Origin of the sequence: Brenneria salicis ATCC 15712 = DSM 30166, assembly GCF_003315515.1 — a bacterium.
Taxonomy (GTDB): Bacteria; Pseudomonadota; Gammaproteobacteria; order Enterobacterales; family Enterobacteriaceae; genus Brenneria; species Brenneria salicis.
The window spans coordinates 69,394-75,920 of the sequence record NZ_QNRY01000017.1 but is presented as its reverse complement, the minus strand read 5'-3'; the positions used below and the strand labels follow the sequence as shown (position 1 = coordinate 75,920).

The following is a 6,527-nucleotide window of genomic DNA, read 5'->3' as shown; positions in this document are numbered from 1 at the left end:
AAAAATGTCAGACAATTTATTAAAACCGCATCACCTTTCCCAGGCAACAAACCTGGACTAACAAAAGTGGAGCGGTAATAGGCGCAGTTATTTAGATCACGTTTTTAAATGTTTAAAACATCAATGAAATGTAACTGTTGTTAAAATATACAAAGCGATGGCCGTTTGATGATAGGAAAAACGAATAACGGTTGACTGATATTATATTTTTTATCTCTCTTATTTTGAACAGGGGGCATTATCTAAGTGATAGGAAGTTCGTTTTTATGATAAGAATACGATGCCTTTATTGGGGCGTATCTGGTGCTAATGTATACAAACTAAAGAGTGCGGAACTTAGGCCGTGTGGTGATAACGGTTTATTCACTGAACTCGGCATAAACGCTCTGATCGTATCAAGCTATGGCGGTGGAGTGAATTATCATCAATGTAGAAAGATTGTTCTGATTGGGTTATTCGATGCTTTACGTGTTACGTTTTTAAAGTGGAATTTTTTTAAATGGAAATAATTTCTGGTATTCAATTCATCGACAAGATAATTCCAGACTTGCTATAAGCTTATTTCTATATGATAGTCTCTGCATGGATCCTGCGATTATCATACCTGTCATACTTATGGTCGCGGAAACAATGACTACGCTCAGGTAGCGGTTATTGTTTAATGTTATTATCCGAGAAAGCATAATTTCTATTCAGCAATCTAATCAGTTAATAGTCATCTCCGCACTGTACAAAGTAATCATTTCCCTTTTTTCATCTGCTGACTATGACGGTCAGTAACGGCGACAGAAAAAAGTCGCGTATTTTTCCGTGCCGCTACCGCTATAGATAATAAAATTCTTGACATTTTTGGTGCTGCGTGAGCTCCAATGTCGTTTCTGTTCGAAAAGGGTAAGACCAAGAGACATTTGGTTGAAAGCATCAGTTTTGAGTAAGTAAAATAACCATTCTTTTCTTATGTGCATTGGCGGGAGATATAGAATTTATTTATCTATCATTTGGATAGCTGACGAACCGTTCTCGGAGTATATTATTTGTAACGTTTTTTGTAACGTTTAATACGTTTTTTTGAAGAAAAATTGCATATCAAAGAGCTCTTACCAGATGAAAAATCGCACACAATTCTTCCAAAAACGTGATCAATATCACATAATGGTCAAAATCACTCTTCGCTCGCGTTGTATGTGCTACGGATTAGGCGGTACAGTTGTGCTGTTTTAGGATTAATCCTATACTTAACCAGAGGGCAACAACATGGCGTCGTCTGAAGAGCAAAGGGCGAATGGATTCGAAGCAAGATTGATAAAGTTGGTAACAGTAAGCAGGATTACTGTTCTAATAAGAAATTAATTATTGTAAATATAGTAACCGATATCTGGCGCTGAAAGTTTTTTATGCCATCAATGGAGAGTGATTTTTGAACTGGGCGATATGATCTATCACCTAACTTATGTTTTAAACATAACCTGTCGGGATGGGAAATATGGGTACCTCTGAATTACTCAAACACATTTATGACATTAATCTGTCTTATTTGTTACTGGCTCAACGTTTAATTAATGACGAAAAAGCGTCAGCGATGTTTCGTTTGGGCATTGATGAAACAATGGCCGATGTGCTGATGCAGCTAACTTTGCCGCAGATGGTGAAATTGGCGGAAACCAATCAATTGATATGTCATTTCCGTTTTGATGATCACAATACAATCAAACGTTTGACTCAAGAATCACGGGTGGACGATTTACAACAGATTCATACGGGAATTTTGCTATCGAGTCACTTATTACAACAGTTAACTTCGAAAGAAGAGAACTTGCCTAAGAAAAGGGCATAGTAATGGCGGAGAAAAGTATTGTTCAGGAAGCAAAAGACATTCAGTTAGCGATGGAGCTCATTTCTCTTGGGGCTCGTCTACAGATGTTGGAAAGTGAAACGCAGTTAAGCCGTGGACGCTTGATTAAACTGTATAAAGAGCTTAGAGGAAGTCCGCCGCCAAAGGGAATGTTACCATTTTCAACGGATTGGTTTATGACCTGGGAACAGAATATCCATTCATCAATGTTTTACAATGCCTACAGTTTTTTACAAAAAAGCGGGCAGTGCAGTGGTGTTGAAGCGGTAATTAAATCCTATCGCCTTTATTTGGAACAATGTCCGCCACAAAGTGACTCACCGTTGTTGGCGTTGACACGAGCATGGACACTGGTTCGTTTTGTGGACAGCGGTATGTTGCAGCTTTCAGGCTGTAGCTGCTGCAACGGGTTGTTCATAACCCATGCTCACCAGCCTAAAAATAGTTTTGTTTGTAGCTTATGCCAACCGCCTTCCAGAGCAGTAAAAAGGCGTAAACTTTCACAAAATCTTGCCGATATAATACCTCAACTGCTGGATGAACAGGTAAAACGCGCAGTCTAAGCCTAGCCTGTGGTAGCGATTTGTGAATCTGTCACTGTTTGTAGTAAGGACAGTGATAGATTTCTCCTCATGTGTCCCTGGCTGCATACACTGTGCTTTTTCTTACTCTCCGCCCACCTTTATTATATAAGGATTTCTTGTGCTGGTTATTTTGGGTTATATCGTAATCGTTGGCTCGGTACTTGGCGGTTATCTCATGGTCGGTGGGGCCCTGGGCGCGCTTTACCAACCATCGGAACTGGTCATTATTGGCGGCGCGGCGCTGGGAGCCTTTATCGTCGGCAACAACGGCAAGGCAATCAAGGCGACAGGGCGCGCCTTACCAATGCTGTTCAAGAAGTCAAAATATAGCAAAGTACTGTATATGGACCTGATGGCGCTATTGTTTCGTCTGATGGCCAAGTCCCGTCAGCAAGGTATGTTGTCTCTGGAGTTTGATATTGACAACCCCAATGAAAGTGAGATTTTCTCCAGTTATCCCAACATTCTGAACGATAAAAACCTCGTTGAATTCATTACCGATTATTTGCGCTTGATGGTCAGTGGCAACATGAATGCGTTTGAAATTGAAACGTTAATGGATGAAGAGATTGAAACGGTAGAGCATGAGAGCGAGGTGCCGGCAAACAGCCTCAACCTGATGGGGGATGGACTTCCCGCTTTTGGTATCGTTGCTGCGGTAATGGGGGTCGTGCATTCGTTGGCTTATGTAGATCGTCCCGCTGCCGAGTTGGGAATGATGATCGCGCATGCGATGGTGGGGACATTTCTGGGTATATTACTGGCGTATGGATTCGTGTCGCCGCTTGCTGCGTTATTACGTCAGAAAAATGCTGAAAAAATCAAAATATTACAATGCATTAAGGTGACATTACTTTCCAGCCTCAATGGTTACGCCCCGCAGATCGCCGTAGAGTTTGGTCGCAAAACGTTGTACTCCACGGAGCGTCCCTCCTTTACCGAATTGGATGAGCATATTCGCCGTGTGAAATCACCGGCTCAACCGGCGTCGGATAGTGATGCATGAAACATCAACATCCGATTATTCGTAAAAAGCGTAAGTCTGGACACGGCGCTCATCACGGTGGTTCGTGGAAGATTGCTTACGCTGACTTCATGACCGCGATGATGGCATTGTTCCTGGTCATGTGGCTGATTGCTATTTCCACGCCATCGCAATTGGCGCAGATTGCTGAATACTTTCGTACACCATTGAAAGTTGCATTAACGTCAGGGTCTAAATCAAGCGAGAGCTCAAGCCCGATCCCTGGAGGCGGGAATGATCCGACCCAGCAGGAGGGTGAAGTAAGAAAGACCATTGAAATGGATACGGAAGCTAAATTGGATGAGGCGCGTCTGAAAAAGTTACGCGAAAGGCTCGATCAGCTTATTGAGGCCGATCCTCGCTTGCGGGCGTTACGTCCCCATCTGCTAATTGAAATGATTGATGAAGGTTTACGTATTCAAATCATCGATAGCCAAAATCGCCCGATGTTTCAAACCGGTAGTGCGCAAGTCGAACCTTATATGCGGGATATCCTGCGTGCCATTGCCCCGATTTTGAATGATATCCCAAATAAATTGAGCATTTCCGGTCATACGGATGATGTTCAGTATGCAATGGGCGAGCGCGGTTACAGTAACTGGGAATTGTCAGCCGATCGTGCGAACTCCTCACGCAGAGAATTGATAACCGGCGGCTTGGCTGAAGGTAAAGTGCTGCGTGTCGTTGGTATGGCGGCAACGATGAATCTGAAACATTCTGTCACTGGCAATGATGCGGTCAACCGGCGTATCAGTTTGTTAGTGCTTAATAAAGAAGCGCAAAAGAGTATCGAAGACGAAAATGCCGAGAGTGTGTCGACTAATATCGATGAGGCGGAGGATTTACAAAGTTTGGAGTTGGAAAAAGCTAAATCTACCAATCCGCCTGCCGAAAACAGTAATAATATGAGTGGTAGTGGTGAAGAAACTCCGCCGCAACCCGATAACGGAGTTGCTGCCCCAGAGCGTCAACAGCCGACTACTGCGTTGCCTGCTGCGCCAGACAGCCAGGCGACGCCTTCACAATAAGCCGCGATTCACAGTTGAGGTGACCACGTGAGCATGGACATGAGCGCTTTTTATCAAACATTCTTTGATGAAGCAGATGAATTACTGGCGGATATGGAACAGCATCTTTTGCTGTTGGATCCCCAGACACCAGATACGGAACAAATGAATGCCATTTTCCGTGCCGCCCACTCGATAAAAGGGGGAGCAGGGACATTTGGTTTTACTGTTTTACAGGAAACGACTCACCTTTTAGAAAACCTACTCGATGGTGCGCGGCGCGGCGAAATGCGCCTTAGCACCGATATCATTAACCTGTTTCTGGAAACAAAAGACATTATGCAGGATCAGTTGGACGCTTATAAAACCGCGCAGGAACCCAATGCCGAGAGCTTTGAGTATATCTGTCAGGCTCTGCGCCAACTGGCCTTAGAGTCCCAGGCTGAAAGTGGTGCGGCTCAACCTGAGCAGGGCGCCGTATCCTCTAAGCCGATGGCTTCAGCGGGAAAAGGTGAGATGCGAATTGAACTCACTGGCCTGAAAGCTCAGGAAATTCCTCAGATGCTTGAAGAACTTGGCAATCTGGGGACGGTGAAAGATCCCCATCAGACGGAAAGCAGCGTTGAAGTTACTCTGGTTACGTCTGAAAGCGAGGATGATATCAGCGCGGTGCTGTGTTTTGTGCTTGAACCGGAGCAGATCCATTTTCATCCTGTTGAGGAAAGTCAGCCTGCCACTGCCGCGGTCAACGTTTCACCGCAGCCTGACGTACCGATAGCAGCGGTTCCCGCGCCGGAAAAACCGGCTGCTAAACCCGCAGCGGCGCCAAAAGCGCATGCCGCGCCAGAGGCCGCCAGGAAAAGCAAAACGGGTGATACCAGCATTCGCGTAGCGGTAGAAAAGGTTGATCAGTTAATCAACCTGGTTGGCGAACTGGTCATTACTCAGTCTATGTTGGCGCAACGCTCAAGCGAGCTTGATCCCGTCGCCAACGGCGACTTGCTGAACAGCATGGGGCAGTTGGAACGCAATGCCCGCGATCTGCAAGAGTCGGTGATGTCCATTCGTATGATGCCAATGGAATATGTGTTCAGCCGATTCCCTCGTTTGGTTCGCGATCTGGCGGCCAAACTGGATAAGCAAGTCGAACTTACGCTGTCGGGAAGTTCGACCGAACTGGATAAGAGTCTGATTGAGCGCATTATTGACCCACTCACGCACCTGGTTCGCAACAGTCTGGATCATGGTATCGAGTCACCTGAAAAGCGGATTGCGGCGGGTAAACCCGCGGTAGGTAATTTGACGTTGTCTGCTGAACATCAGGGCGGCAATATCTGCATCGAAGTTGTGGATGATGGCGCAGGCCTTAATCGCGAAAGAATTTTAGCCAAGGCGTTTTCTCAGGAGCTTGCGGTGAGCGACAGCATGTCTGATGAAGAAGTCGGCATGTTGATTTTTGCGCCGGGCTTTTCAACGGCGGAAAAAGTAACGGATGTTTCCGGTCGTGGCGTTGGCATGGATGTGGTTAAACGTAACATTCAGGAAATGGGCGGTCACGTCGAGATTCATTTCCAGGCGGGTAAAGGGACGACTATCAGGATCCTGCTGCCGTTAACACTGGCCATCCTGGACGGTATGTCCGTCAAGGTGAATAACGAAGTGTTTATCCTGCCACTCAATGCCGTAATGGAATCATTACAGCCACAGGCGGAAGATTTGTATCCCTTAGCTGGTGGTGAACGAGTACTCCAGGTGCGTGGCGAATATTTACCACTGGTTGAGTTGTTTCATATTTTTGATGTGGACGGCGCCAAAACGGATGCGACTCAAGGCATCGTCGTTATTTTACAAAGTGCGGGCCGTCGCTATGCCTTGCTGGTGGATCAATTGATTGGGCAGCATCAGGTTGTTGTCAAGAATTTAGAAAGTAATTATCGCAAGGTGCCAGGTGTTTCAGCCGCGACTATTTTAGGTGACGGTAGTGTTGCGCTGATCGTGGATGTTTCAGCGTTGCAGGCGCTTAATCGAGAGAAGCGTGTGGTTGAAACTGCTGCTTAATA

The 6,527-nt window shown here is 45.7% G+C and carries 5 protein-coding genes; all 5 read left to right on the top strand.

Features of this window, described 5'->3' with window-relative positions; all coding sequences use genetic code 11:
• Window positions 1-1,483: 1,483 nt before the first annotated feature.
• Window positions 1,484-1,834: a flagellar transcriptional regulator FlhD gene (gene flhD / locus DES54_RS09495; RefSeq protein ID WP_113866772.1), complete on the top strand. Its 351-nt coding sequence runs from the start codon at window positions 1,484-1,486 to the stop codon at window positions 1,832-1,834.
• Between the two features lie 2 nt (window positions 1,835-1,836).
• The gene (gene flhC, locus DES54_RS09490) at window positions 1,837-2,415 is read left to right on the top strand and encodes a flagellar transcriptional regulator FlhC (protein ID WP_113866770.1); all 579 of its coding nucleotides are present in this window, start codon (window positions 1,837-1,839) and stop codon (window positions 2,413-2,415) included.
• Between the two features lie 139 nt (window positions 2,416-2,554).
• Window positions 2,555-3,442, top strand: coding sequence for a flagellar motor stator protein MotA (gene motA, locus DES54_RS09485; protein ID WP_113866768.1), 888 nt, complete (start codon window positions 2,555-2,557; stop codon window positions 3,440-3,442).
• On the top strand, window positions 3,439-4,488 hold the full coding sequence (gene motB / locus DES54_RS09480; RefSeq protein WP_113866765.1) for a flagellar motor protein MotB: 1,050 nt from the start codon (window positions 3,439-3,441) through the stop codon (window positions 4,486-4,488). The genes motA and motB overlap by 4 nt, the downstream gene beginning before the upstream one ends.
• A gap of 33 nt (window positions 4,489-4,521) precedes the next feature.
• A complete protein-coding gene (gene cheA / locus DES54_RS09475) occupies window positions 4,522-6,525 on the top strand; it encodes a chemotaxis protein CheA (protein ID WP_113866763.1) in 2,004 nt (667 codons plus the stop codon).
• Window positions 6,526-6,527 lie beyond the last annotated feature (2 nt).